The 25,513-nt window shown below is 69.1% G+C and carries 20 protein-coding genes and 1 pseudogene; 10 read left to right on the forward strand and 11 right to left on the reverse strand.

What is annotated here, in order from left to right:
* Nucleotides 1–216 precede the first annotated feature (216 nt).
* Nucleotides 217–969, reverse strand: coding sequence for an IclR family transcriptional regulator (locus ABD115_RS09540; protein WP_343960481.1), 753 nt, complete (start codon nt 967–969; stop codon nt 217–219).
* Nucleotides 970–1,078: 109 nt separating this feature from the next.
* Between ABD115_RS09540 and ABD115_RS09545 the strand changes: the two genes are divergently transcribed.
* From ABD115_RS09545 to ABD115_RS09560, 4 genes are all read left to right on the forward strand, one after another.
* Nucleotides 1,079–2,299, forward strand: coding sequence for an aminotransferase class V-fold PLP-dependent enzyme (locus ABD115_RS09545; RefSeq protein WP_343960482.1), 1,221 nt, complete (start codon nt 1,079–1,081; stop codon nt 2,297–2,299).
* Nucleotides 2,296–3,024, forward strand: a complete 729-nt coding sequence (gene pepE, locus ABD115_RS09550) for a dipeptidase PepE (RefSeq protein WP_343960483.1) — start codon at nt 2,296–2,298, stop codon at nt 3,022–3,024. Before ABD115_RS09545 ends, pepE begins: the two co-directional genes overlap by 4 nt.
* Nucleotides 3,024–3,968 (forward strand): DUF1177 domain-containing protein, encoded by a 945-nt coding sequence (locus ABD115_RS09555; RefSeq protein ID WP_343960484.1) that lies wholly within the window; start codon nt 3,024–3,026, stop codon nt 3,966–3,968. The genes pepE and ABD115_RS09555 overlap by 1 nt, the downstream gene beginning before the upstream one ends.
* 69 nt (nt 3,969–4,037) lie before the next feature.
* Nucleotides 4,038–5,675 carry an OPT/YSL family transporter gene (locus ABD115_RS09560; protein WP_343960485.1) on the forward strand — a complete coding sequence of 546 codons (1,638 nt, stop codon included), beginning with the start codon at nt 4,038–4,040 and terminating at the stop codon, nt 5,673–5,675.
* Between the two features lie 398 nt (nt 5,676–6,073).
* Here the strand turns inward: ABD115_RS09560 and ABD115_RS09565 are convergent, their stop codons facing one another.
* Nucleotides 6,074–6,832: an IclR family transcriptional regulator gene (locus ABD115_RS09565; RefSeq protein ID WP_343960486.1), complete on the reverse strand. Its 759-nt coding sequence runs from the start codon at nt 6,830–6,832 to the stop codon at nt 6,074–6,076.
* Between the two features lie 141 nt (nt 6,833–6,973).
* Between ABD115_RS09565 and ABD115_RS09570 the strand changes: the two genes are divergently transcribed.
* The 3 genes from ABD115_RS09570 (at nt 6,974) to ABD115_RS09580 (ending at nt 10,703) form a co-directional block, all read left to right on the forward strand.
* Nucleotides 6,974–8,386 carry an SLC13 family permease gene (locus ABD115_RS09570; protein ID WP_343960487.1) on the forward strand — a complete coding sequence of 471 codons (1,413 nt, stop codon included), beginning with the start codon at nt 6,974–6,976 and terminating at the stop codon, nt 8,384–8,386.
* A gap of 170 nt (nt 8,387–8,556) precedes the next feature.
* Nucleotides 8,557–9,837, forward strand: coding sequence for a CaiB/BaiF CoA transferase family protein (locus ABD115_RS09575; protein ID WP_343960488.1), 1,281 nt, complete (start codon nt 8,557–8,559; stop codon nt 9,835–9,837).
* A complete protein-coding gene (locus tag ABD115_RS09580) occupies nt 9,834–10,703 on the forward strand; it encodes an enoyl-CoA hydratase/isomerase family protein (RefSeq protein WP_343960489.1) in 870 nt (289 codons plus the stop codon). Before ABD115_RS09575 ends, ABD115_RS09580 begins: the two co-directional genes overlap by 4 nt.
* Nucleotides 10,704–10,868: 165 nt before the next feature.
* On the opposite strand, the gene ABD115_RS09585 is transcribed toward ABD115_RS09580, so the two are convergent.
* Entirely contained in the window at nt 10,869–12,512 is a 1,644-nt protein-coding gene (locus ABD115_RS09585) for a solute symporter family protein (RefSeq protein ID WP_343960491.1), read from the reverse strand.
* Entirely contained in the window at nt 12,509–12,877 is a 369-nt protein-coding gene (locus ABD115_RS09590; protein WP_343960492.1) for a DUF485 domain-containing protein, read from the reverse strand. Before ABD115_RS09590 ends, ABD115_RS09585 begins: the two co-directional genes overlap by 4 nt.
* Nucleotides 12,878–13,042: 165 nt before the next feature.
* Between ABD115_RS09590 and ABD115_RS09595 the strand changes: the two genes are divergently transcribed.
* The gene (locus ABD115_RS09595; protein ID WP_343960493.1) at nt 13,043–13,876 is read left to right on the forward strand and encodes a helix-turn-helix transcriptional regulator; all 834 of its coding nucleotides are present in this window, start codon (nt 13,043–13,045) and stop codon (nt 13,874–13,876) included.
* A gap of 128 nt (nt 13,877–14,004) precedes the next feature.
* On the forward strand, nt 14,005–14,979 hold the full coding sequence (locus tag ABD115_RS09600) for a response regulator transcription factor (RefSeq protein ID WP_343960495.1): 975 nt from the start codon (nt 14,005–14,007) through the stop codon (nt 14,977–14,979).
* Here the strand turns inward: ABD115_RS09600 and ptsP are convergent.
* The 5 genes and pseudogenes from ptsP to ABD115_RS09620 all read right to left on the reverse strand — a co-directional run bounded on the left by ptsP (nt 14,969) and on the right by ABD115_RS09620 (nt 20,042).
* A complete protein-coding gene (ptsP, locus tag ABD115_RS09605) occupies nt 14,969–16,666 on the reverse strand; it encodes a phosphoenolpyruvate--protein phosphotransferase (protein ID WP_382388751.1) in 1,698 nt (565 codons plus the stop codon). The genes ABD115_RS09600 and ptsP overlap by 11 nt on opposite strands.
* Before the next feature lie 117 nt (nt 16,667–16,783).
* Nucleotides 16,784–17,536: pseudogene (dhaM, locus tag ABD115_RS16620) on the reverse strand (dihydroxyacetone kinase phosphoryl donor subunit DhaM); the annotation flags it as partial.
* A 2-nt stretch (nt 17,537–17,538) separates the two neighbouring features.
* On the reverse strand, nt 17,539–18,180 hold the full coding sequence (dhaL, locus tag ABD115_RS09610) for a dihydroxyacetone kinase subunit DhaL (protein ID WP_343960497.1): 642 nt from the start codon (nt 18,178–18,180) through the stop codon (nt 17,539–17,541).
* 2 nt (nt 18,181–18,182) lie between these two features.
* On the reverse strand, nt 18,183–19,181 hold the full coding sequence (dhaK, locus tag ABD115_RS09615; RefSeq protein WP_343960498.1) for a dihydroxyacetone kinase subunit DhaK: 999 nt from the start codon (nt 19,179–19,181) through the stop codon (nt 18,183–18,185).
* 138 nt (nt 19,182–19,319) lie between these two features.
* A complete protein-coding gene (locus ABD115_RS09620; protein WP_343960499.1) occupies nt 19,320–20,042 on the reverse strand; it encodes a MazG nucleotide pyrophosphohydrolase domain-containing protein in 723 nt (240 codons plus the stop codon).
* A gap of 385 nt (nt 20,043–20,427) precedes the next feature.
* On the opposite strand from ABD115_RS09620, the gene ABD115_RS09625 reads away from it, so the two are divergent.
* A complete protein-coding gene (locus tag ABD115_RS09625) occupies nt 20,428–20,931 on the forward strand; it encodes a hypothetical protein (protein WP_343960500.1) in 504 nt (167 codons plus the stop codon).
* A 128-nt stretch (nt 20,932–21,059) separates the two neighbouring features.
* On the opposite strand, the gene mfd is transcribed toward ABD115_RS09625, so the two are convergent.
* Nucleotides 21,060–24,791 (reverse strand): transcription-repair coupling factor, encoded by a 3,732-nt coding sequence (gene mfd, locus ABD115_RS09630; protein WP_343960501.1) that lies wholly within the window; start codon nt 24,789–24,791, stop codon nt 21,060–21,062.
* Nucleotides 24,788–25,375 carry an aminoacyl-tRNA hydrolase gene (pth, locus tag ABD115_RS09635; RefSeq protein ID WP_343960503.1) on the reverse strand — a complete coding sequence of 196 codons (588 nt, stop codon included), beginning with the start codon at nt 25,373–25,375 and terminating at the stop codon, nt 24,788–24,790. The genes mfd and pth overlap by 4 nt, the downstream gene beginning before the upstream one ends.
* Nucleotides 25,376–25,513: the final 138 nt, after the last annotated feature.

Consider the following 25,513-nt stretch of genomic DNA (forward strand, 5'->3'; position numbering starts at 1 on the left):
ACCCGGGGCCTATCAAGCGCAGATCACCTATCTAGCGCAAGTGGGGGCCTGGGCCGCGAACCAGCGGCCTGCTGCACTTAATCGGCGATCGGCAGCCGATAGGCAGCAACCCCGGGTCTGAGGCCTATTGGGGTCTGATCACCTATTGAGCGCTGGTGGCACGGGCGAGGGCCCAAGCCCAAGCCCAAGCCCAAACCCAACCCCAACCCCAACCCCTCACCCCCGCCTACTCAGCAACTGCCCAATCGTGCGCGCGGCGAGCCCAACCGGCTCGGTCAGCACGGCAGTGTCAGGCAGCTCCCCGAGCGTCGAGACCGACACCGAGCCGAGCGGCTCGTGCCCGAGTTTCACGGGCATCGCGAGCGCCGACACCTGCTCGTCGTATTCGCCGCGGGTCACGCAGTAGCCGAGCTCCCGAATGCGCGCGAACTCTGCCTCGAGCTCCCGCGGGTTCATACTCGTCACCGCCGTGTACCGGGCGAGCGGCCGCTGGCTCGTATAGTGGTCTCGCTGCGCCCGCGGCAGGTGGGCGAAGAAGGCCTTCGAGATCGCGCCGACGTGGGCCGGGAAGAGCTCGCCCGCCATCGGGTAGTCGCGCAGCGGCCCCTCGGGCCCGTCGACCGAGATGACGGCGCGCATGTGCGCGTGGTCGGCGATGGCGAAGGTGGCGGTGAGCCCGGTGTGCTCCGAGAGTTCGGTCACGACCGGCCGGGCGATGCTCGCGAGCGATGCGGTGCGCTGCCAGGCCCGCGAGAGGTGGAGCACGCCGGTGCCGAGGCGGTAGACGCGGCGCTCGTCGTCGCGGCGGAGGAACTGCATCTTGGTCAGGGTGTGGATCGTGCGCTGCGCGCTCGAGGTCGAGCAGCCGAGCAGCCCGGCGAGCTCGGTCACCCCGATCTCGCGCCGGTCTGCGCCGAAGAGCAGGAGCGCGGAGAGCGCCCGCTCAACGCTGTCAAGGGTTTCTGCCATGCCCCAAGTATCCCGCATAGCGGCATAAGCCTTGCCCGTCGCTGGCCGATGACCAATTCTTAGGGAGCGCCCCGTCGCGGCGGCGCGAATCACAGAAAGAGGCGATCCAATGACGGACTGGCAGGCGCACGAGCGTGCGAATCGCGCCGGCGCAGCACTCGCGACCACCGAGTCGGGCGAGACATACCTGTACTTCGACACGGCAGCGGCAGCTCCCCCGGTGGTCGCCGCGGTCGAGGCCGCAACCGACTACCTGTGGAAGACGGCGCGCACCGGCCCCTACCTGCCGAGCCTGCGCGCCGAGATCTACGCCCAACTCGACGAGATCCGCGCGAGGGTCGCCGCGTTCATGGGCGCGAAGCCTGCTGAGCTCGCGTTCACCCGCAACGGCACCGAGTCGATCAGCCTCGTCGCGCGCGGGCTCCGCTTCGAACCGGGCGACGAGATCATCGTGCCCGACACCGAGATGCTCTCGAACATCGCGATCTGGCGCATGGTCGCGAACGAGACCGGCGCGAAGATCGTCACCGTCGAGGGCGGCACGAGCGGCCTGCTCACCCCCGAGGCCATCGCCGCGGCAATCACCGACCGCACGCGGCTCATCACCTTCGCAGCGATGTCGAACGTGACGGGCGCCGTGCAGCCGGTGACTGAGATCTGCGAGCTGGCCGCCGCGCGCGGCGTGCTCACCCACGTGAACGCGGCGCAGGCGCTCGGCATGATGCCGGTGGGCCTCGACGTGTGGCCGTGCGACTTCATCTCGGCGTGCACACGCAAGGGCCTGCGCGCCATCGAGGGCTCGGGCGTGCTCGCGGTACGGGAGCGACACCTCGCCGAGATGACGCCCATGCTCGCTGGCTGGTGGAACGCGAGCTTCGACGACGCCGGCGAAGTGGTGTTCCCCGAGACGGCGCGCAGGTTCGAGGCCGGGTCGCCGAACATTCCCGCGATTCTCGCGCTCGGCGCCGCGGTCGATACCGCACACGGTCTCGGCATCGGGCGGATCCACGACCGCGTACGCGAGCTCACCACCTACGCCGCGGCGAAACTGCGCGAGCTCGACGGCGCGCAGATCTACGGGCCCGCAGACGACGCTGACCGCCTGGGCATCTTGCCGTTCAACATCGCGGGCGTCGACCCGGCGAAGCTCACGCTCGCGCTCGAGGCCCGCGGCATCATCATCGAGGCCGGCCACTTCATGGCGACCCCCATTCTCGCCGCGTTTGGCGTCGAGCGCATGGCGCGGGTCTCGCTGCACTACTTCAACACGACCGAAGAGATCGATCGCCTCATCGCAGCGATCGAATCCGAGAGAGGAACCAACGCATGACAACCGCACTCCTGATGAGCAGCTCACGAATGGGCAGCCTCGGATACCTCGAGCACGCCACGAGCCAGCTCGACACCATTCTCGAGGGCACGAGCCGCAAGGTGCTCTTCGTTCCCTACGCAGCGGTCTCGTTCTCGTACGACGCGTACGAGGAGCTCGCGGCTCCCCCGTTCACCAACGCTGAGGCACAGCTCACCTCGATCCACCGCTTCGACGACCCCGTCGCGGCCGTGCGCGAGGCCGACGTGATCGCCGTCGGTGGTGGCAATAGCTTTGCCCTACTCACCCGCCTGTACGGCGCCGAGATCGTCGCCGAGATTCGCGAGCGCGTGACCAACCACGGCACCCGCTACATCGGCTGGAGCGCCGGCACGAACGTCGCGACCCCCACGATTCGCACGACCAACGACATGCCGATCGTCGAACCGCCGTCGTTTGGTGCGATCGGCCTCGTGCCGTTCCAGATCAACCCGCACTTCATTCCGGGCAAGCCGGCCGGGCACAACGGCGAGAGCCGCGAGGAGCGCCTCGCCGAGTTCACCGCGATCAACCCGGGCGAGGAGGTGCTCGGCCTCGTTGAGGGCAGTGCGCTGCACGTCACCGGAACACGCGGCACCATTCTCGGCGATAACGATGCGCTCGTGTTCTCCGGCAGCAAGCCGGTGCGCACGATCGCGGCAGGCGCATCGTTCGAGCTCGCCGAGATTCAGGGGCCGGTGGCCTGATGTCGATTCGCGAAATTCTCGAGGTCTCAGATGAGATGGACGATCCGCGCCTCTCGGGCGAGCGGATCGCGCAGCTGCTGCGCTCGGCTGCCGCCCCCGGCGCCGAGATCACCGTCACCAGCGTGCCCTACGAGGCACCGGAAGACACGAGCCAGAACTGCGACTTCGTCAAGGTCATCATCCGCGGCGAACAGGGCCGCAGCGCCTGCGGCGACGCCCCGACGCTCGGCCTCGTCGGCAGGCTCGGCGCGCAGCAGGCGCAGCCCGAGCGCATCGGGTACGTGTCTGATGCCGACGGATCGATCGTCGTGATCGCCGCAGCCCTGCGGCTGCTGCGCCTCGCCGCCGCCGGCGCCAAGCTCCGCGGCGACGTGATCGTCACGACCCACATCGCGACGCACGTGAGCATCACACCGCGCGAGCCCGTCGATTTCATGGGCATTCCCGTGTCATCGGAGCGCATGAACGAGTTCGAGGTCGACGAGCGCATGGACGCGATCCTGTCGTTCGACACCTCGAAGGGTAACCGACTCATCAACCACCGCGGCATCGCGATCTCGCCGACGGCGAAGGCCGGCTACCTGCTGCCGGTGTCGCCAGACCTCGTGACCGTGCTCGAGTACGCGACGGGCGAGCCGGCCCGCACGTTTCCGCTCGCGCAGCAAGACATCACGCCATACGGCAACGGGTACCGCCACTTCAACTCGATCATGCAGCCGACGATCGCGACCAAGGCCCCCGTCGTGGGAGTCGCGCTCACCGCGCGCGCCGTCGTTCCGGGCTCCTCGACAGGCGCGAGCTACGAGACCCCGCTGCTTGACGCAACCCGCTTCGCTGTCGAGACCGCGAAGAGCTTCACCCGCGGCGAGATCGCGTTCTACGACGTCACCGAACACGCGGCCCTGATCGCGCAGTACGGCGAGCTCACCTCCTTCCAGCAGTAACCTGATGCTCCTGCCGCGTGGCGCCCTCGTCGCTCGGCAGGAGCATCCCTCCATGAGAAAAGACACATCATGACTTCACCCACCGGTGCGCGGCTCGGCAACGTTGCCGCGGCGCATCCCCGAGCGTTCGAGCTTGGCACCCTCGTCGTTTCGGTACTCCTCAGCCTGCTCGGCGCCGTAATCGGCGTTCACCTCATCACCACGCTCGGCATCTCGGCAAACACAAGCGTTATCGGCGCCGTGATTGCAATGCTCATCGGGCGTTTGTCGTTCATGGGCTTGAGTAAGTTCCGCGATCCACACCGCCAAAATATCTTGCAGACCGCGATCTCGACCGCGACCTTCGCCGCCGCAAACGGGCTGCTCGCGCCGATCGCGATTCCGTACGCGCTCGGCATGCCAGAGCTCGTGTGGCCGATGCTCATCGGCTGCGCGCTCGGCGTGCTCATCGACGTGTTCATTCTGTACCGCGCCTTCGGCTCGCGCTTCATGCCGGCCTCGGCGCCGTGGCCTCCCGGCGTCGCCGCGGCCGAGACCATTCGCGCTGGCGCGTCTGGCGGCAAGCGCGCGCTGATTTTGCTCGGCGGCGCCGGTGTCGGCGTTGTCGGCTCGCTATTCTCCCTGCCGATGGCCGCGGGCGGCGTCGCCCTCATCGGCAATTTCTGGGCGCTGTTGATGTTCGGCATCGGGCTGCTGCTGTCGCAGTACGCGCCCGCGCTCTGGAACGTGAACCTCGGCGAGATTTACGTCGCGCACGGCGTGATGATCGGCGCGGGCGTCGTCGCCCTGCTCCAGGTGATCTGGCTCATTCTCGGCACCCGCACGAAGAAGGCGAAGCTCACCGAGACCGCGCGCCTGCAGGCCGTCGCCGAAGACGAGACGCTGCAGTACACGATCGACAGTGCACGGTTGGGTAAATCGCTCGGGCTTGGCTACGTACTGTTCGTTGTCGGGGCGCTGCTCATCGCGCTCATCGGCGGTGCGATGAACCACCTGACCATGTGGGGGCTCATCGGCTTCGTGCTGTTCGCCGGTGTCGCCGCGATCGTGCACGAGCTCATCGTCGGGCTGGCCGCAATGCACGCCGGCTGGTTCCCCGCGTTCGCCGTCACCCTCATCTTCCTCATCTTCGGCCTCATGCTGAACATTCCGACCGTGCCGCTCGTGATGCTCGTGGCCTACTGCTCGGCCACCGGCCCGGCGTTCGCCGATATGGGGTACGACTACAAGACCGGCTGGATTCTCAGGCGCGAGCTCAAGCCTTGGAAGGCCGCCGAGCTCATCGGTCGCCGCGAGCAGCTGAAGGCGGCCATCATCGCTATCGTCGTCGCCATCGGCGTGGTGGCGGTGTCGTGGCAGGGGCTCTTCGCCGAGGGCAAGCTGCCCCCGTCGTCGAAGGTGTTCGCCGACACCATCATGGCCGGGGTTACCGACCCGAAGATCATGCTGACGATGGCGCTGTGGGCGATTCCCGGGGCGCTCATTCAGTTCTTCGGCGGCTCGAAGCGCCAAATGGGTGTGTTGTTTGCCACCGGCCTGCTCGTTGCTACCCCGAATGCGGGCTGGCTCGTGCTTGTCGCACTGGTCGCGCGCATCGTCTGGACGAAGCTGCGTGGTGAGCAGGGCGAGCAGGAGCTCTCGCTCGTCGGTGCCGGCGTGATCGCGGCCGACTCGATTATGAATGTGGGCAAGGTCATCAAGTTCTAGGCGGTCGCTGTGAGCTAGTGCCCCGCCGGGCATGCCTCTCTCGGGAGGCGGCCGGCGGGGCGCTGTGCTGTTGCTGGGTGCTGTGCTCGGCGGGGCCCGGCGCGCGGGGCTCGGGGCGCCGGGCCCCGCGCGCTCGCAGGGGCAATCTGCAGCCCCTAGGCTCGAAACCCGAGGTTGGGGCATATCTGCGGCTGATCGCCTATGCAGCGCAGCTACCGCGATGGCACACAGGCCGGAGCCCATCTGCGCTCACAGGGGCAATCTGCAGCCCCTAGGCTCGAAACCCGAGGTTGGGGCACATCTTGGGCCGATCACCTATGCAGCGCAGCGCAGCCAGCCAGCGCAGCGGCCCGCTCGAGTCGAGCACCGCGCCCTGCTAGCCCTGAGCAGGGCGCCTGCTAGAGTCGGGTGCCCGCCTGCGCCGCCGAGCGGCCGATCGAGCGCGCCGCGGCGTGCACCGCCTGGCCGTACTCGGTGTAGCGCTCGGGCACGATGCGGCTCGACGGGCCAGACACCGAGACGCTCCCGAGCGGGTCGCCCCCCGGCCCCAAGATCGCGGCGCCGAGCGAGGTGATGCCACTGCTGAGCCCCTCCTCGTTGATGGAGTACCCACGGGCGCGCACCGCGGAAATCTCGGCGAGCAGCACGTCACGGTCGGTGAGCGTGCGCTCGGTGACGCTGTCGAGCGCCGAGGCGAGGTATTCGGCAATGAAGGAGTCTTCAGAGGCCGCGAGGAAGGCGATTCCGGTCGCCGAGGCATGCAGCGGAATCTTGCTGCCGAGGGGCAAGAATGCGCGGAGCACGTGCGGGGTGTCCAGGCGCTCCGCGAGAATGAGGATGTCGCCGTCTGGGATCGCGAGGTGCACGGTCTCCGTCGTCGCGAGCTGCAGCGTGTTCATGTGCCCGATCGCGATGTCGCGAAGCGAGCTCATCGGCCCGCTGCGCACGGCGACAGCGTAGGCGTGCGGGGTGAGCGACCACAGCTTTGCCAACTCACTCTGCTGCACCCAGCGCAGCTCGGCGAGCGTGTTGAGCACCCGCAGCACGGTTGCCTTCGACGCGTCGAGCGTGCGCGCGAGGTCAGAGAGCCCGACGGGCTGCGATTCTGAGACCGCCTCGATCACTCGGACGGCGGTCACCACACTTTGCGTACTCATGGCTCCATCATTGCGCCTTCTGGCCCTTGACGGAAAGCGCCGCTACCCATACCTTAGAGAAAACCAAGAAATGAACCAGCGGTTCAACTAGCGAACCGATGTGGGATTTTGGTTTTCGAACTTCGAGTGAAAGGTTGGCCAATGACGGCCCAAATCATCGCACTGCTGTTGTTCGTCGGAGTGTTCGCCCTCGCAACGTTGCGCAAGGTACACCTCGGCGTCATCATGTTTGCCGCCGCCGCTGGCGTCGGGCTCGGCCTCGCCGGTATGACCCTCCCCGAGGTCATCGGCGGCTTCCCCGTCTCGCTGCTCGTGCTCCTCGTGGGGGTGACCTACTTCTTCGGCATCGCGCAGGCAAACGGCACGGTTGACCGCATCATCGAACGCGCCATTCGGCTCGTTGGCGACCGAGCGGCTCTCCTGCCGCTCGCGTTCTTTGTGCTGACGGCGGGCATCAGCGCAATGGGCTCGCCGCTCGCAGGTCTCGTGATGGCACCGGTAGGCATGCCGCTCGCCAAGAAATACGGAATCGACCGCATGCTCATGGGTCTCGCCATCGGGTCGGGCCTGAGCGCGGGCGCGTTCGCGCCCACGAGCCTCTTCGGCATCGTCACCTACGGCACCGCCCACTCCGTGAACATCGACCTCAACCCGCTCGTGCTCTTCGCTGTGGCCGTCGGAGCAAACCTGCTGTTGCTCGCGGCCGCGTACTTCATGTTCGGCGGGTTCGCCCTGTTCCGCCGCAACGGCGCCGGCAACGGTGTGGGCACCGCCGGTCGCGGCGGCCTCGTTCCCGAAGACCTTCCTGCGCTCAGCGCGGCGAAGCCCGCCCCGCAGCACCCGTTCGAGCGCGAGGGCCACGCCTACCAGAGCCGCCACGCGGTCACGTCGGGCATTCAGACACTCGAGGATCCGCAGCTGCGCGAACCCGCGCTCCCCCGCATGTCTGGCGTGCAGGTCGCGACCGTGCTCTGCATGCTCGGCCTCATCGCGAGTGTCATCGTGCTCGCGGCGCTCGGCATGAGCCCCGACATTGGCGTGCTGTGCTTCGCGTTCGGCACCGTGCTCACCCTCATCGACCCGAGCACCGGCAAGACCGCGGTGTCGAAGATCGACTGGTCGACCGTGCTCATGGTCGGCGGCATCATCACGTTCGTCGGCGTGCTCGAGCACATGGGCGCCGTCGACCTGCTCGGCGAGGCGGCTAGCAACGTTGGCACGCCGCTCGCCGCGGCGTTCGTGATCTGCCTCATCGGCGGGCTCATCTCAGCCTTCGCATCGACCACCGGCATGCTCGCCGCGCTCGTGCCGCTCGCCATTCCGCTCGTCTCATCGGGCGACATCGCGGGGTGGGCAGTTATCGCGGCTCTCGGCGTCTGCTCCTCGATCGTCGACGTCTCGCCGTTCTCTACGGTCGGCGCCACGCTCGTCGCGACGGTCGACGAGGAGGAGCGCCCGCGCATGAACCGCTTGCTCACCCGCTGGGGCCTCTCGATGGTCATCGTCGGGCCCGTGCTGCTCGTCGGCACCCTCGTGCTCCCCACTATGTTCTAGGCGCCGGCTGGCCCGGGCGCGGGCACTCGCCGCCTGGCGGCTGCCCGGGCCCGGCGCCCGGCCGGCGATCGGGCAGCCGGCACCCGGCACCCGGCACCCGGCGCCGGGCCGCCACCCGGCCAAAACCCAGCACACACCACCTTCCACCCCAATCAGAAACGGAATCGGCCATGCTTCCCCTGAGCTCCCTCCGCATCATCGACCTCAGCCGCGCGCTCGCCGGGCCACTGTGCACGGCGCTGCTCGCAGACCTCGGCGCCGACATCTTGAAAGTCGAGTCGGGCCGCGGCGGTGACCCGGCCAGGTCGTGGCCCCCCTTCGAGGGCTCTCACAGCCTGTATTTTGACTCGGTGAATCGCAACAAGCGGTCGATCGCGCTCGACCTCTACTCCCCCGCCGGCACCGAGATTCTCGACAGGCTCATTGCCGGGGCCGACGCGCTCGTCGAGAATTTCAAGCCAGGCACCCTCGCAGCGATGGGCTACACCGACGAGCGGCTGCGCGAACTCAACCCCGAGCTCGTCGTCGCCTCGGTCACGGGGTACGGCGACACGGGGCCGCTCAGCGACCGCCCGGGTCTCGACCAGGTCATTCAGGCGGTGTCTGGCATCACTTCGATCACCGGCCCAGCCGATTCGAGCGGCTACCGTGTCGGGCTGCCAATCGTCGACCTCACGAGCGGCATGTCTGCGGCGATCGGCCTGCTCGCGGCGCTCCTCGGCCGCGCGAAGCACGGCAGCGCGGCGGCGCCGACCGACAGGGTATCGACCTCGCTGTACGAGACGGCGCTCAGCCTGTCGGTGTTCCAGGGGCAGGGCGCGCTCACTCTCGGCACGCCGCCGCGCCCGCAGGGCAACGACCACCCGAGCATCACCCCATACGGTGTCTTCGAGACCGGAACGGAGCCCATCGTGCTGGCCGTGACGACGGCGGCGCACTGGCGGAGCTTTTGCGCGGCAATCGGTGGGCCAGAGCTCGAGCACGACCCTAGGTTTGCGACGAGCCGCGATCGCACCGAGCACCGCGAGGAGCTGCGGCCGCTGCTCACCGAGCTGCTGGCCCGCGACAGCGCAGAGGCCTGGATCGAGGCGCTCAACGCCGTCGGCATTCCCTGCGGCGCTATTCAGAACTACGCGCAGGTGCTCGCGCACCCGCACACCGAGGCGCTCGGCATGATTCGAGACACCGTGCGCGGCGACGGCAGCGCGCTCAGGGTGATTCGGGGCCCGCTGAACCTCAACGGCGCGGCGACCGATGTGCGGCTGCCCCCGCCGGGGTTTGGCGAGCACGGGGCTGAGGTGCTCGCCGAACTCGGCATCGCCGATTCCGAGCTCGCGGCACTCCTCGCGGACGGGGTGGTAGTTGGGGGCGCCGCGTCGGCGGCACCGGGCGGCAGCGCAAGTGTCACCCCCGGCGGGGCTGGCGCCGCAGCCAGTGGGGCTGCAAAGTGACCGGCGGCGCGATCCGCCTCGCAGTGCGCGACGGCATCGGCACCATCGAGATCGACCGGCCCGCCAAACGCAACGCGCTCACCCCCGAACTCTGCGATGACCTCGCGAGCGCCGTGCGCGACCTCGACCGCGACCCGGCGGTGCGGGTGATCGCGCTCACCGGCGCCGGCGGTAATTTCTCGGCCGGCGCCGATATCGCGGAGCTCCCGCGGGTGCTATTCGATGCGCCAGAGGCTGGCCCCGGCTCGCCGGGGGCGCCGCTCGGCCCAGCGAGCAGCACCAGCGGGGCGGATCCACGGCCGTCATTCGACCACCTCACCGCAGCCGACGAGGCCTTCGGGGCGGCCCAAAAACCGACGGTGGCGCTCGTACGCGGCATCTGCATGGGCGGCGGTTGGCAGCTTGCCTCGGCGTGCGATGTGGTGCTGTGCTCAGACGACGCCCGCATCGCGATCACCCCTGCGCTCCTCGGCATCGTCTACCCGCGGCGCGGGGTGGCCAGGCTCGTGCGCATGGTCGGGCCAGACCGGGCGAAGTACCTCCTCTTCAGCGGCGCGCGCATCAGCCCAGCAGACGCTGAGCGCTGGGGGCTGGTGACGGCGCTGCTGCCAGCCGGCGACTTCGACGTCGCGACCGCCGAGTACCTTGCCAGGGTTGCCGCGAACTCGCAGTATTCGGTGCAGACGTCAAAGCGGCTCATCGACGCCGGCACGGGGGCGGAGGGCCTCGGCGGCGGCGACCTCGATGCGGCCTGGCGCGAGGTGTGGCGCGAGATGCCCGCCAACCCCGATCTCGCCTCGGGCAGGCCCGCGTTTCTCGCCGGGCGTTCCCCCGAGTTCAGCTGGCGGGGCAACGCGCCTGCGTGAGCGACGGGTGCCAGGGCCTCCGGGGCACCCGTCGCTCACCGCGAAAACTGCAGACCATAGGCTCGAGAGTCAAGATTGTGGCCTGTCTTGGGCAGATCACCTATCGAGCGCAGCGGGGCCCGGGGCCCCAGGGCCCCAGGGTCCCAGGGCCCCGGGGCCCCGTGCTCAGTGCTTCACCGGCGGCTCGGCGCCGTAGCCGGTGAGCTCACGCACCTCCATTTCTGCGGCGCGCACCGGCGACTCGACGGTCTTGTCAGTGATCGAACCGAGCCAGGCGAGCAAGAACCCGACCGGAATCGAGATGATGCCCGGGTTCGACAGCGGGTAGATCGCGAAGTCGACGCCGTCGCCGAACATCGAGTTCGGCTGCCCCGAGATCACGGGCGACAGGGCGATCAGGCCGACCGCCGCGATGAGGCCACCGATCATCGACCAGAGCGCTCCCCTGGTGGTGAAGCGCTTCCAGAACAGCGAGAACAGAATCGTCGGCAGGTTCGCCGACGCAGCGACCGCGAACGCCAGCGCCACGAGGAAGGCGACGTTCTGCCCCTGCACCCCGATGCCGCCGGCTATCGCGACGATGCCGATCACGATTGTCGTGTATCGGGCGACCCGCACCTCCTTCTTCTGGGTCACCTGACCCTTCTTGATCACGTTCGTGTAAATGTCGTGAGCGAACGAGGCCGATGCGGTGATCGTCAGGCCTGCGACAACCGCGAGAATCGTCGCAAACGCGACCGCTGAGATGAAGCCGAGCAGCACCGGGCCGCCGAGCTCCGCCGCGAGCAGTGGGGCCGCAGAGTTCACACCGCCGGGCGCCGAGGTGATCGTTTCGGGGCCAACGAAGGCGCCGGCGCCATAGCCGAGCACCAGGGTGAAGAGATAGAAGATGCCGATGAGCCAGATCGCCCACACTACCGACTGTCTTGCAGCCTTCGCAGTCGGAACTGTGTAGAAGCGCATGAGCACGTGAGGCAGCCCTGCGGTGCCGAGCACAAGCGCGAGCGCGAGCGATACGAAGTCGATCGGCATGGCGCCGTACTGAATGCCCGGCACCAAGATGGCGTCGCCGTTCGTGTTCTCGGGGTTGTTCACGGCAGCTTCGAGCACCGCAGCGAAGTTGAACCCCTTGAGCGCGAGCACCCAGATGGTCATCGCCCCCGCCCCGAGAATGAGCAGCGCTGCCTTGATGATCTGCACCCAGGTGGTGCCCTTCATGCCGCCGATGAGCACGTAGAGAATCATCACGAGCCCGACCACCGCGACGACGAGCGACTGCCCGAGGCTGTCGTCAACGCCCAGCAGCAGCGACACTAGCCCACCGGCTCCCGCCATCTGCGCCAGCAGGTAGAAGAACGTCACGGCGAGCGTCGTGATCGAGGCAGCCATGCGAACCGGCCGCTCCTTCAATCGGAAGGAGAGCACATCGGCCATCGTGAACTTTGCGGTGTTGCGCATGAGCTCGGCGACGAGCAGCAGCGCGACGAGCCACGCGACAAGAAACCCGATCGAATACAAAAAGCCGTCATAGCCGTTCACTGCAATTGCGCCGCAGATGCCGAGAAAAGATGCCGCCGACAGATAGTCGCCCGCGATCGCGAGGCCGTTCTGCCTGCCGGTGAACGATCTCCCCCCGGCGTAGAAGTCGGCAGCCGTTCGACTGTTTCTGCTCGCGCGAATGACGATGACCATCGTCACCGCGACGAAGAGGAGGAAGATCGAGATGTTGAGCACCGGGCTCTGCTCGGCCGCCCCGACACTCTTCACGATCGTCGCGGGCTGCGCCAGCACGCTCAGGGTTCCGTTCATGCTTCACCTCCGTTGTGTGATGCGGCTTGGGCCTCAAGGTCGGCTCGGATCGACTCGGCGAGCGGGTCGATCTTGCGATTCGTGTACATGACGTAGGCGGTGGTGATCGCGAACGTTGACACGAACTGCAGCAGCCCGAACCACAGCCCGATATTCATGCCGAGCAGCGGAATGGCCATGAAATCGTGCGCGTAGGCGCCCAGCAGCACGTAGAGCAAAAACCACGCGAGAAAGGCCGCGGCGAGCGGAAACACGAACCGTCGCAGCTTGCGCCGCAGCTCCCGAAACTCCGAGCCCCCTTGCACGGCCAGATAGTCGATCGGGCTCGCTTCGTCCACCTGCGGTGGAGCGGTGTCTTCTGACATATGGGCCTCCTTGCCCTGTCACAGATGTTCAGGCTCCGGCACCGGTAGCAGCAGTTGCGAGCTAATTACACATCGACCGAAACCTGAAGACCACCTAACTGAGGTCTGGTGCCGATGCTAGAAATCGTGATAAGCATGCACTACCCCCGAAAGTAGGGAGCGAGCATGCCCCACACACACTCATCGGAGCAACTGCGACTCATCAGGGCCGCCGTCGCGGCCTTCGCGGGCGAAACGAAATTTCCCGTCGCCTTCGGCGGTTACGAGCGAGACGGCATCATCAACGTGTCGGCCTTCACCGGAACCAATGGATCGAGCCTGCACGGCCTGCGGGTTGCGAACAACCGCGGGCTCGGCGGCAGGGCCATGAGCGAGCACCGAGCCAGGTTCACGAGCGACTACCTCGCCTCCACCCATTTCAGTCACGACTACGACAAAGAAATCGGCGGCGAGGGCATCGTGATGCTCATCGCCGTTCCCGTTGTCGTCGAAGGCGACACCCGCGCCATGCTCTACGGCGGCACTCGCGGCGAAGCCCCTCCCGATGAGTCGTTTATGCGCGCAGCCGCGGGCGTCACCGAAGATCTCGCCCACGAGATCCGCCGCGCAGACGCCCCGCTCGAGCTACCGGCTGGTGGCTCGGCCACGCAGTTGCCCGGGCCGGCGCTGCAGCAACTGCGCAGGAGCCACGCAGAGGTGCGCAGAATCGCCGCGGAAACCACCGACCCTGTCGCCCGCGAGCGCCTGGCCGAGCTCGAAAACCGTCTGCTCGGCATCGAGCACCCCGAGCGGGCCCGAGCAACGGTTCGCCTCACCGCGCGCGAACTCGACGTGCTGAGTCACGCGGCACTCGGGGCGACCAACGCGCAGATTGGGCTCGCACTGGGCATCGCCGGCAGCACCGTCAAGAGCTACCTGAAGACAGCGATGGGCAAACTCCAGACGTCGACTCGGCACGCGGCGGTGGCGGCCGCGCGCCAGCAGGGGCTCATTGTGTAGCGACGCGTCGGCTCCCAGCACTCAGCACCGCAACCGGTTGTCGCGGCGCGAATCGTGGTATGTATGTACTTACCCCTCGGAAGTTCGGAGTGCCAATGTTGCCAGCTATGAACGTGGCGAATCAGCGCATGTTGCAGGAAGCCGTCACTGAGTTCTCGCGCGCGACAGGGTTTCCGCTCGCCTTCGGCGGCTACGAGTCGAACGGCGTCACGACCGTGACGGCGCTCTCGGGCACGGAGGGCCACAGCCTGCAGGGGCTGCGTGTCGCGAACTGGCGGGGGCTCGGCGGCAAGGCGATGATCGAGCACCGCCCGCGGTTTACCCGCGACTACATGTCGTCTCAGACCATTAGCCACGACTACGACCTCGAAATCGGCGCCGAGCGCATCGTCATGCTCGTCGCGGTGCCAGTCGTCGTCGACGGGGTGACGCGCGCGGTGCTCTACGGCGGCACGCGCGGCGAGACCGCCCCCGACGCCACGTTCATGCAGGCCGCCGCGGGAGTGAGCGAGGAGCTCGCGCGCTGGCTACGAGCGGACGATCTGACCCGGGCGGCGAGCCTCGCCCGCGGCTCGGTGTCCGCAGCGGCGGGGGCCGAGGCGGCGACGGCACCTACGGCGGCGGCGATGACAGCAGCGGCCACTGCGGCACCAACCGCGTTCGTCTCAGCGCCGACCCACCACAGACAGTCGCACAGCACAACCGCAACCGCACCCGCATCCGCTGTGCCCGCTGTGCCCGCTGTGCCGGCAGCCCTCCCGGGAACCGTGATCGAGGAGCTCAGGAGCAGCCACGCTGAAATTCGCCGCATCGCTGCCGCTACCACCGACCCGGTCGCGAGGGAGGCGCTGGGGGCCCTAGAGCGGCGCCTCGCCGGCATCGGGCGCGCCGAGCCGCCGGCGACCGAGGTGCGCCTGACGGCCCGAGAGCTCGACGTGCTCAGCGAGGCCTCACGCGGCGGCACGAATCAGCACATCGCCGCCGCGCTCGGCATCGCTGAGAGCACCGTCAAGGGCTACCTCAAGACGGCGATGCACAAGCTCGAAACGCCGACCCGCCACGCGGCAGTCACCGCCGCGCGCGGGTTCGGGCTCATCCCCTAGGCTCGACTGCGATCACCGCTGCCGCGGCCGCGCGGGCCTCGCGCGCAGTTGTCGCCGCCACCGCTGCAGTGGCAGCGGAACGACACTGCGCAAGACTCGTCTCGCCGATAGCCGCTCCAACGGCAGGCACCGCGCGGGCCGTCATCGACAGGCTTGTCACCCCGAGCCCCACGAGCACGCGGGCGAGCAGCGGGTCTGCCGCGGCCTCGCCGCACACGCCCACTGGCCTACCTGCGGCTCCCGTCGCGCACTCGGCGATGAGCCGCAGCACGGCGGGCTGCCACGGGTCACCGAGCTCGGCGAGGGGCCCGCTCAGCCTGTCGGCCGCCATGGTGTATTGCGCGAGATCGTTCGTGCCGAGGCTCACGAAGTCGACGTGCGCGAACAGCTCAGCACTCATGAGCGCCGCGGCCGGGGTTTCGACCATCACGCCAACGGTGTCGAGGCCGGCCGCGCGCGCCTGAGAGGCGAAATCGGCCGCCTCTGTCACCGTCGCGATCATGGGCGCCATGACCCAGGCCGCAGTGTCTGGCACCTGCCCGGCAGCAGCCGCAATCGCCTCGAGCTGCAGCGTCAGCACGTCGGGGTGCAGGCGCGCGGTGCGAAAGCCGCGCACCCCGAGCGCCGGGTTTTGTTCGTGCTCCGGGGTGAGAAACGGCAGCGGCTTGTCGGAGCCGGCGTCGAGCGTGCGCAGCACGACGTGCCCGCCGCGAAACCCCTCGAGCACCGACCGGTAGGCGGCGACCTGCTCGTCAAAGCCGGGGGCCTCCGTTCTGCCGAGAAAGCAGAACTCGGTGCGAAACAGCCCAACGCCGTCGGCGCCGCGCTCGACAGCCGCCGCGACATCGGCGGGGCCGCCGACGTTCGCGAGAATGCCGACCGCAGTGCCGTCGGCGGTCGCGCCTGGCCCGGCGAAGGGCTCGAGCGCTACCGCGGGTTCGCTCGTCGCACTGGCCCGCTGGGTCGCATCGGGGTCGCGCATCACCTCACCGGTCGTGCCGTCGACGAGCACGATGTCGCCGTCAACGAGCTCGCGCGCGATGGGCGCCGCGACGACCGCCGGGATGCCGAGCCCACGGGCCAAGATCGCGGTGTGCGAGGTGGGGCCGCCCTCGGCAGAGAGAATGGCAATGCAGCGCGCCGGGTCGAGCTCGGCCGTATCGGCCGGCGCGAGATCGTCGGCGACGAGCACGAACGGCTCCGCTGACTCCGGGATGCCTGGAAGCGGCGCGCCCGTGAGCTCAGCGACAACGCGCGTGCGGATATCGCGCAGATCGGTGACTCGCTCCGCCTGCAACCCACCGACCTCGGCGAACTGCGCGGCGACGGTCTCGAGCGTCTCCCAGGCCGCCGCCTCGGGAGTGAGCCCGCGCTCGCGAATCGCCGCGGTCGCGTCTGCGATGAGCGAGGGGTCGCTCGCGAGCGCCGCGGTTGCGCGCAGCACTTCGGCGCTGGCGGGTGCGGATCCCGAACTGGCGAGAGCACCGCCCCGCGACGCGGGCGCCGGCGTTTCGGCCGCGTCGGCGCGGGCGCGATAGCCGGCGCTCACCGCGGCAACCGCGCGCTCAAGCGCCGCGACCGCGGCATCGCGCTCGCCCTCGGGTAGGCGCGCGCTCCCGTCTGGCTCGGGCAGGGCATCGGGCATGCGCAGCACGGGCCCGAAGACCCGGCCGGGGCTCACGCCGATCGGCTGCGCGCCCGGTGCCGCCGACGCGGCGGTGCGTGTGGCGGAGCGCGGCGCTTCGCCCGGCGCACCCGCTCCACGACCCGCGGCGGCCTCGCCAAAGCCCTCGGCGATGAGGGCTGAAAGTGCTGCAACCGCGGCCTGCGCCTCAGGCCCCTCGCCGGTGAGCGTGACAGTGTCGCCCGCGCGCGTGCCGAGGCCGGCGAGGCCGAGCGCGCTCACGGCAACCGCGCTGCGGCCCGCGGCGGTCGTCACCGTCACAGTGGCGTCGAAGCCCGCGGCCGCGGCCGCGAGCTGCCCGGCCGGCCGCGCGTGCAGGCCAGCAGGGTTCACGATCTGCACCTCGCGGGCGGCGGCGTTGGCCTCCACGGAAGCCGCCGCGGAGGCACCGGAGCGCGCCGACGAGGCCGCCGCGTGCTCACCGGGAGCTGACCCGGCGCCCGTATCTGCTCCACCCTCGTCACCCGGTTGACCACCGAGCTGCTCGATCTTCCCCGCGAGCGCGCCGGCGGCCTCCGCCGCTACCTCGGCGAGGCTCGCACCGCCGGCCGCGCGCACGACCGCGGCGAGCAGCCCCTCGACGAACGGAGCCGGCACAACACGCACCTCGACGTCTGGGTCTGACAAAAACTCGAGCGCCATCTCGGCCGAAAGCACCGCCGAGCCGAGGTCGGTGAGCACGACGACGCCCTGCCCGTCGTCTGCCTCGGCGATCGCGTCGGCGACCCGCACCGCGTCGGTGCCGAAGCCGCCGTCTGACGTGCCTGCCGCGAGCACCACCCGCGGCGGGGCGCCTGCGACCATTTCGAGCGCGAGCGCGAGCGCGGCCTCCGCGAGCTGAGCGCTGTGCGAGACGACGACGATGCCGACCACGGTCAGGCGCCCGCGAGCTCGTCGGCCAGCGCCCGCAGCAGCAGCGCGCTCGACGCGGCGCCCGGGTCGATGTGACCCGCGCTGCGCTCTCCGAGGTAGCTCGCTCGCCCCTTGTGGGCGACGAGCGGTGCGGTCGCGTCTCGGCCGGCCTCGGCGGCGGCAGCAGCAGCAGCGGCCGCCTCGGCGAGGCCGGCCCCAGACGCGGCTGCACCCTCAAGCTCCGCGACCGCCGGCAGCAGCGCGTCGAGCATGGTCTTGTCGCCCGCCTCGGCCTTACCGCGCGCGATCACCCCGTCGACGCCCGCCCGCAGGGCGGCCGCGAGCGCGGCGGCGTCGAGCTCGGTTGCGTCGCCCCCGGTCGCCCCGAAGCGCAAAAACAGCGTTCCGTAGAGCGGGCCGCTCGCGCCGCCGACGGTCGACACGAGCGTCATGCCGACGGCCTTGCCAAACGCGCCAACCGACTCCGGCGTCGCCTCGTCGATCTTCGCTACCGCCGCCGCCATACCTCGGCTCATGTTGCTGCCGTGGTCGGCGTCGCCGATCGCGGCATCGAGGTCGGTGAGGTACTGCCGCTCTGCGGTGACGGTGTCGGAATAGCGCCGCAGCCACGCGGTGAGCTGGGAGAGCGTGATCACATCGGTCATCGTTACGCTCCCCACCGCAGGCCGGGGGTGTTCACTGGCGCGTCCCAGAGCGCAAGCATGTCGTCGCTTGCGCGCAGCACGGTCACCGAGCAGCCCGCCATTTCGAGCGAGGTGATGTAGTTGCCGACGAGGCAGCGCGCGACCGTGACGCCGCGCTCGGCGAGCAGCTTCGAGACCTCGCCGTACATGAGGTAGAGCTCGAGAAGCGGCGTGCCACCCATGCCGTTGAGCATCACGATCGCGGGCGCACCGGTGAAATCGAGGTCGGCGAGAATCGGCTCGACGAGGCTCGCCGCCACCTCTTTCGCCGAGGCGAGCTTGACGCGCTTGCGGCCGGGTTCGCCGTGAATGCCGACGCCGAGCTCCATCTCGTCGTCTGCGAGCTCGAACGTCGGCTTGCCCGCGGCCGGAACCGTGCAGCTCGTGAGGGCCATGCCCATAGAGCGCCCGCTCGCGTTCACGTCTCGCGCGAGCTGCGCAACCGCGGCGAGGTCACGCCCCTCCTCGGCGGCGGCCCCGACGATCTTCTCGATGAGCACCGTGAGCCCAACACCGCGCCGCCCGGCCGTGTACAGCGAATCCTGCACCGCGACGTCGTCGTCGATGATCACCGATTCGACCTCGACACCCGTCTCGGCGGCGGCGAGCTCGGCGGCCATCTCAAAGTTCATGACGTCGCCGGTGTAATTCTTCACGAGGTGCAGCACGCCGGCGCCGCCGTCGACGAGCCGCGTCGCTTCGAGCAGCTGGTCGGGCGTTGGCGAGGTGAATACCTGGCCCGCGACGGCCGCGTCGAGCATGCCTGTGCCGACGAAGCCGCCGTGCAGCGGCTCGTGGCCCGACCCGCCGCCCGAAACGATGCCGACCTTGCCCGGCTTCGCGCCGCCGCCGCGCGCGATGATGCGGTGCTCGTGGTCGACGTGCAGCTCTGGGTGCGCGGCCGCGACCCCCAGCAGAAACTCCGCGACAACGTCGTCAACTCCATTGATCAGCTTCTTCATCGAGAATCACTCCTCCTGCTGGGCGCCCTCCGTTAGGCGGCCTCGGTCTAACCCTCTCGCCTCGCGCGGCGCGCGTCAAGAGTTCATAGGAGCTTCTCGGGGAGTCGGCAGGCCGAGCGGGGTTAGCCCCCGAAGAATTCAGCCGTCGTTTACCGCGACGCGGGCGGCTAGCCGGTTCGTGGCGAGCCTGAGCGCCCGATCTGGGTCGACTCCGGCCGCGTTCGCGCGGATCACGAGCGCGAGCATCGCGTCGCCGATTCCCACCTCGGCCATCGCTGCCTCGGCCGGCCCGATCGCCGCCGAGAGCGGGTCTTCTGCGGAGCGCTCGGCGGCCGACGGGTCGACGAGCTTCGCGCGCTTGAGCCGTTCGACGACCTTCGCGGCCCTGGCGAGCGTCGGCATCCCGGCTGGAATGCCCTCGAGAGGCGCGCGCGAGCCGCGCTCTTCCCCCGCCGCGTCTTCTTTGAGCTGCTCCCACTCGGCGTTGAGCTCCTCGACGCTCATGTAGCCCCGGTCGCCGAAGACGTGCGGGTGGCGGGCGATGAGTTTCTCGTTCAGCGAGCGGGCGACGCTCGCGAGGTCGTAACCCTCGCCGCGCTGCTCCGCGAGCACCGCGTGAAACAGCACCTGATAGAGCACGTCGCCGAGTTCGCCCCTGATTTCTTCTGGGGGCAGCTCCCGCTCGATCGCGTCGATGAACTCGGAGGTCTCTTCGATGAGAAACGGTGCGAGCGACTCGTGCGTTTGGGCCGCATGCCACGCGCAGCCGCCCTCTCCAACGAGGCGCCGCACGGTGTCGAGAACCCCCTGCACGGCTTCGCTTGCGGGTGTCGGGGTGGGTCTGTCGGCGCCAGCATCCATACCCCGAGCCTAGCGGGTGTGCCTGCCCGTCGGCGAAGAGTGGTGCCGCGACCGGCGCCTGGCTGCGTCAGCACCGCCGCCGAACTGAGCGCGAGTTCGCGCAACAGCCAGGCACTGGGTTAGGCAAGCAGTAGCTCTACCTTCACAAGCGAGCAGAAGGCCTGCAAGCGATCGAAGCCCGGGGCCCATCAGCATTGCGAGGTTAACGTCGCGCACGAGTTCGATGGCCGTCATCGTGCGAGTTTCGTAGCTCGCGCGCGGCAGAATTCCGCCGGCGGCCGGCACCTCGTGCAGCAACGCTAAACCACACCTCGCCACACTCGGGGGCGGCCCGCTGGCTCAAAGTCACAGCTCCCCTTGTGGCGCCGGCGTTAGGCTCGCCCGTATGACCTCCGTGACCACTCGCCGCACACGCCGACTTGCCTCCTCAGCAGCGGCCGCAGCCGCCGCAGCCGGGCTGCTCCTCGGGCTCACCGGCTGCGCCACGTTCTCGTTGGGTACGCCCCAGTCAGCCCCCGAGACGCAGCTCCCCGACCGCGTCGGGCCAGACGGCTGCGGGGTGAGCTCCGAGCGGGTCTCCGCGCTCGTGAACGAGGCGCTCGCCGAGGTCGGCAGCGTGCAGGAGTCGGTGCTCGCCGGCGAAGCACCAGACCTATCGGCGCTCCTCGCCCCGTTCGAGACCGACCTCGCCTCGCTCACCGAGGGCATCACCGACCCCGAGGTGCTCGCGGCGCTCAAAGACGTGCAGGCCGCTTTCACCGGGCTCGGTGAGATTCCCGTGCCCGCAAACCTGCTCGAGGGCGTCGGCTACGCCCAAGAGATCACGGCACAGATTCAGGCCCTGAACGACGCCGGTTCGGCGCTCCAGCAGCTCTGCAACGCGAAATAGCCTGCCGAGGCCGCGCCGAGTGGTCGGCGAGGCTCGCGCGGTTGCGTGCCGGCGGGGTGCGGATCCACGGCTGTGGTGGATCCGCGACGGCGGCGGATCCGCCACACTCACGGATCCACCGCCGCGCGCTACCCCTCGGCGCCCTGCCCGGCCTTCGGGTCGCCATCTGGCTCGAGCAGCGTCTGAATCACCGTCGACGTCCACTTCACAATGTCGCCGTCGTCTGGCGTTGCGCGCTGCCCCACCCCAGCAAGCGGGCTGCGGGCCGAAGCCGTGCCGCCCGGCAGCGGAATCTGCAGCGTCTTCGTCGACTCGGTGTATTTGCCGCCCGGGTACATGCGGTTCATGCGCATGCGGCGCGAATCGAGCAGCGTCACCGGCTCGAGTCTGAGCGTCGGGCCGAGCGCAACGACCTTCGTGAGGCCGAGAATCGAGGCACGGCGGCGCAGCCCCGAAACTCCCGCGAGGCGCTCAACCTCCGGCGGCGGCGCGCCGTAGCGGTCGGTGAGCTCCTCAAGCACGAGCTCGACGTTCTCGGCGGGGGCCTGCGGGTGCGAGGCGGCCGAGAACTTCTGGTAGGCCTCGAGGCGCAGCCGCTCGCTCTCGACGTAGTCCTCGGGAATGTGCGCGTCGACGGGAAGCTCAAGGATGAGCTCGGTGTTCGTCTGCACGTCCTCGCCCTTGAACGTGCTCACGGCCTCGCCGATCATGCGCAGGTAGAGGTCGAAGCCGACGCCGGCGATGTGGCCCGACTGCTCGCCGCCGAGCAGGTTGCCAGCCCCGCGCAGCTCGAGGTCTTTCAGCGCGACCTGCATGCCCGACCCGAGCTCGTTGTTCGCGGCGAGGGTCTCAAGCCGCTCGTTCGCGTGCTCGGTGAGCGGCTTGTCTGGGTCGTAGAGGAAGTAGGCGTAGGCGCGCTCGCGGCTGCGCCCGACGCGGCCTCGCAGCTGGTGCAACTGACTCAGGCCGTACTTGTCGGCCTGGTCGATGATGATCGTGTTCGCGTTGGCGATATCGAGGCCGGTCTCGATGATCGTCGTCGAGACGAGCACGTCGAACTTGCGCTCCCAGAAATCTTGCACCACCTGCTCGAGCTGGTGCTCAGACAGCTTGCCGTGGGCGACGGCGACGCGCGCCTCTGGCACGAGCTCCGCGATCTTCGCCGCGGTGCGGCCGATCGAGCTCACGCGGTTGTGCACGAAGAACACCTGGCCCTCGCGCAAGAGTTCGCGGCGGATCGCGGCCGAGATCTGCCTGTCGCTTCGGGGGCCGACGAAGGTGAGAATCGGGTGGCGATCCTCAGGCGGCGTCGCGAGCGTCGACATCTCGCGGATGCCGGTGACCGCCATCTCGAGCGTGCGCGGAATCGGGGTCGCGCTCATCGCGAGAATGTCGACGCCTGTCTTCAGCGCCTTGAGCTTGTCCTTGTGCTCGACGCCGAAGCGCTGCTCCTCGTCGATGATGAGTAGCCCGAGATCTTTGTAAATGACGTTGTCAGCCAGCAGCCGGTGCGTGCCGATCACCACGTCGACGGTGCCGGCGGCGAGGCCTTCGAGCGTCTCCTTCGCCTCTTTGTCTGTCTGGAAGCGGCTGAGCGCGCGCAGCTGCACGGGGAAGCCCGCGAACCGGTTCTGAAACGTCTCGAAGTGCTGGTTCGCAAGCAGCGTCGTCGGCACGAGCATCGCGACCTGCTTGCCGTCTTGCACGGCCTTGAACGCTGCCCGAATCGCGACCTCGGTCTTGCCGAAGCCGACATCGCCCGCGAGCAGCCTGTCCATCGGCACCGGGCGCTCCATGTCGCGCTTCACCTCGTCGATCGTGGTGAGCTGGTCGAGCGTCTCGGCGTACGGGAACGCCTCCTCGAGCTCGCGCTGCCACGGGGTGTCGATCGAGAACGCGTGGCCGGGCGACGCCATGCGCGCCGAGTAGAGCTTCACGAGTTCGACCGCGATGTCGCGCACCGCCTTGCGCGCCTTCTTCTTCGCGCCCTCCCAGTCGCTGCCGCCCATCTTTGAGAGCGCGGGCGCCTCGCCGCCGACGTAGCGCGACAGCTGGTCGAGCTGGTCGGTCGGCACGTAGAGCTTGTCGCGCGGCATGCCGCGCTTCGTCGAGGCATACTCGATAACGAGGTACTCGCGCAGCGCCTTACCTGCGTCGCGGCCGATGCCGGTCGGCACCATGCGCTGCGTGAGCTCCACGAACTGGCCGATGCCGTGCGTCTCGTGCACGACGTGGTCGCCGGCGACGAGCTTCAGCGGGTCGACGACGTTCTTGCCGCGGCGCCGCGCGAGCTTCTGCCCCGTCTGGTTCTGCGACGTGACCGTGCGGCCGAAGAACTCTGCCTCGGTCTCGACGAGCAGCTTTGCCTCTTCGCTCTCGAAGCCCTGCCACGCGATGCCGGTGACGAGGTAGATCACGCCACGCTCGAGCTCTTCGGGCAACTCGTCGACCATGCGCGCGGCCGCCCCGAACTCGGTGAGCAGGTCTCGGGCGCGCTCGACAAGCCCAACGCCCTGGGCAGTAATCACCGCGCGCCAGCCCTCGCTCACGCGCCCACTCAGGTACACGAGCGCCTGCGCGGTCGCGTCGCCCTCGCCGGCGCCGCGACGCACCGATCCGCCCTGCACGGTGACGACCACGTCGTCGACGCCATCGATGACGGTGAGGCCACGGGGCTCCGCCTCGAGATCGGCTGCGGTGGTCGCGGTCGGCACGGTGGTGTCGTCGGCGTCGCGCACGAACCCCGTCATGCTCCACCACGGCCGCCCGTGCGAGGCGCGCCTGAGCTCGGCGACGGTGAGCATGCCGCTGTCGCCGGTGGGAACTGGGGTCTCGGCGCCGACGGTCGCCGCGTGCCACGCGGCCTCGAGAAACTCGCGGTTCGTCTCGGCGAGGCTCACCGCGCGGCCCGCGACGCGCTCGGGAGACACGACGAGCACCGCACCCCCGGCCGGGAGCAGCGCGGTGAGCGGCGCGAGCCCCGGCACGAGCTGCGGCAGCAGGCTCTCCATGCCCTCGACGGCGATGCCCTCGGTCATCTTCTCGAGCATCGTCGACAGCGCCGGGAACTTCGGCAACAGCTCCGCGGCTCGCTCCCGCACCGCGTCGGTAAGCAGCAGCTCCCTCGCTGGCCACAGCTCGAGGGCCGCGACCGGGTCGCCGGCGCTGCGCTGGTCTGACACCGAGAAGCGGCGAATCTGGTCGACCTCGTCGCCGAAGAAATCGACGCGCATGGCCTGCTCGGCTGCGGGTGGGAACACGTCGAGAATGCCGCCGCGCACGGCGAACTCGCCGCGCCGCGTGACCATATCGACGCGCGTGTACGCATAGTCGACGAGCCTGCGCGCGACGGCCTCGAGCCCGCGCCCGCCGTCGCCAGCGCTTGGCTCCTCTCCCGCCCGCAACACCACGGGCTCGGCCTGTGCAGCGTGCGGCGAAACGGGCTGCAGCGCAGCGCGCACCGAGGCCACCATCACGAGCGGCCCGGCCTCTGCCCGCTCCGGGTCAGCAGCGTAGTCTCGCAGCATTCGGAGCGCCTCGGCGCGGCGCCCCACCGTCTCGGCGCTCGGGCTCAGCCGCTCGTGCGGCAGCGTCTCCCACGCCGGGAATTCGGTCGTGCGCGCCGACGGAACGAGCGAGGCTACCGCCTGGCGAATGGCGTCGGCCTCGCGGCTTGTCGCCGCGATGAGCAGGTACGCGCCGCGATCTCCAGCCTCGCGCCTGCGCCTGATGAGGCCGGCGATGAGCGGCGCGCGCAGCCCGTCGGCGACCGAGAATTCGGAGTCCCTGGGAGCTGAGTCGAGCGCCCTGGCAAACGACGGCGCGGCCTCAAGGTGACGGTCGAGCCCCCCGAGGCTCATCGCGCTCCTCCGTGGAAGCGCTGCTGGGTGGCGGTCAGGCCGTCGGTGACGAGCATCTCGCTCGCGTCGGCAGCGTCTTCGAGGAGCACGGCCAGCGTGTCGCGCTCACCCGAGGCGAAGGGCTTCAGCACGAAGTCTGCCGGGTCTTGCTGCCCTGGAGGCCTGCCGATGCCGATTCTCACGCGCAGAAACTCGGGGGTGCCGAGCGCCTTCGCGATGTCGCGCAGGCCGTTGTGGCCGCCGTGTCCACCGCCCTGCTTGAGCTTCAGCGAGTCGAAGGGCAGGTCGAGTTCGTCGTGCAGCACGATCACTCGCTCGGGGTCGACCCCGAAGTACTTCGCGAGCGCCGACACCGGGCCGCCGGAGGTGTTCATGAAGCCGTTCGACTTCGCGAGAATGAGCTTCGGCCCGCCTGGCACGAGCCGCCCCTCGGCAACCCGGGAGTTCGTCTTGTGCGGCGAAAACTTCGCGCCGAGCCGGTCGGCGAGCACATCGAGCGCCAGCTGGCCTACGTTGTGCCTGGTCGTCTCGTACTTCGGCCCGGGGTTACCAAGCCCGACGATCAGCCAACTATCACTCGCCACGATTACTTCGTCCTTTTTCTTTCGCAGGCCAAACACCCCCTAAGCCTATGCGGCCAGCGGGCCTGAAGCGTGCGAAATTGCTCTCGGCGGAACAGCTCGCACACCAACACAAAACCCGCCGGGCGGTGAGGCACCGCC

Origin of the sequence: Leucobacter albus, assembly GCF_039528015.1 — a bacterium.
Lineage (GTDB): Bacteria > Actinomycetota > Actinomycetes > Actinomycetales > Microbacteriaceae > Leucobacter > Leucobacter albus.

Coding starts and splice junctions, on each gene's coding strand:
- ABD115_RS09540 (WP_343960481.1), bottom strand. CDS start 969: ATGGCAGAAACCCTTGACAGCGTTGAGCGGGCGCTCTCCGCGCTCCTG.
- ABD115_RS09545 (WP_343960482.1), top strand. CDS start 1,079: ATGACGGACTGGCAGGCGCACGAGCGTGCGAATCGCGCCGGCGCAGCA.
- pepE (WP_343960483.1), top strand. CDS start 2,296: ATGACAACCGCACTCCTGATGAGCAGCTCACGAATGGGCAGCCTCGGA.
- ABD115_RS09555 (WP_343960484.1), top strand. CDS start 3,024: ATGTCGATTCGCGAAATTCTCGAGGTCTCAGATGAGATGGACGATCCG.
- ABD115_RS09560 (WP_343960485.1), top strand. CDS start 4,038: ATGACTTCACCCACCGGTGCGCGGCTCGGCAACGTTGCCGCGGCGCAT.
- ABD115_RS09565 (WP_343960486.1), bottom strand. CDS start 6,832: ATGAGTACGCAAAGTGTGGTGACCGCCGTCCGAGTGATCGAGGCGGTC.
- ABD115_RS09570 (WP_343960487.1), top strand. CDS start 6,974: ATGACGGCCCAAATCATCGCACTGCTGTTGTTCGTCGGAGTGTTCGCC.
- ABD115_RS09575 (WP_343960488.1), top strand. CDS start 8,557: ATGCTTCCCCTGAGCTCCCTCCGCATCATCGACCTCAGCCGCGCGCTC.
- ABD115_RS09585 (WP_343960491.1), bottom strand. CDS start 12,512: ATGAACGGAACCCTGAGCGTGCTGGCGCAGCCCGCGACGATCGTGAAG.
- ABD115_RS09590 (WP_343960492.1), bottom strand. CDS start 12,877: ATGTCAGAAGACACCGCTCCACCGCAGGTGGACGAAGCGAGCCCGATC.
- ABD115_RS09595 (WP_343960493.1), top strand. CDS start 13,043: ATGCCCCACACACACTCATCGGAGCAACTGCGACTCATCAGGGCCGCC.
- ABD115_RS09600 (WP_343960495.1), top strand. CDS start 14,005: ATGTTGCAGGAAGCCGTCACTGAGTTCTCGCGCGCGACAGGGTTTCCG.
- dhaL (WP_343960497.1), bottom strand. CDS start 18,180: ATGACCGATGTGATCACGCTCTCCCAGCTCACCGCGTGGCTGCGGCGC.
- dhaK (WP_343960498.1), bottom strand. CDS start 19,181: ATGAAGAAGCTGATCAATGGAGTTGACGACGTTGTCGCGGAGTTTCTG.
- ABD115_RS09620 (WP_343960499.1), bottom strand. CDS start 20,042: ATGGATGCTGGCGCCGACAGACCCACCCCGACACCCGCAAGCGAAGCC.
- ABD115_RS09625 (WP_343960500.1), top strand. CDS start 20,428: ATGACCTCCGTGACCACTCGCCGCACACGCCGACTTGCCTCCTCAGCA.
- mfd (WP_343960501.1), bottom strand. CDS start 24,791: ATGAGCCTCGGGGGGCTCGACCGTCACCTTGAGGCCGCGCCGTCGTTT.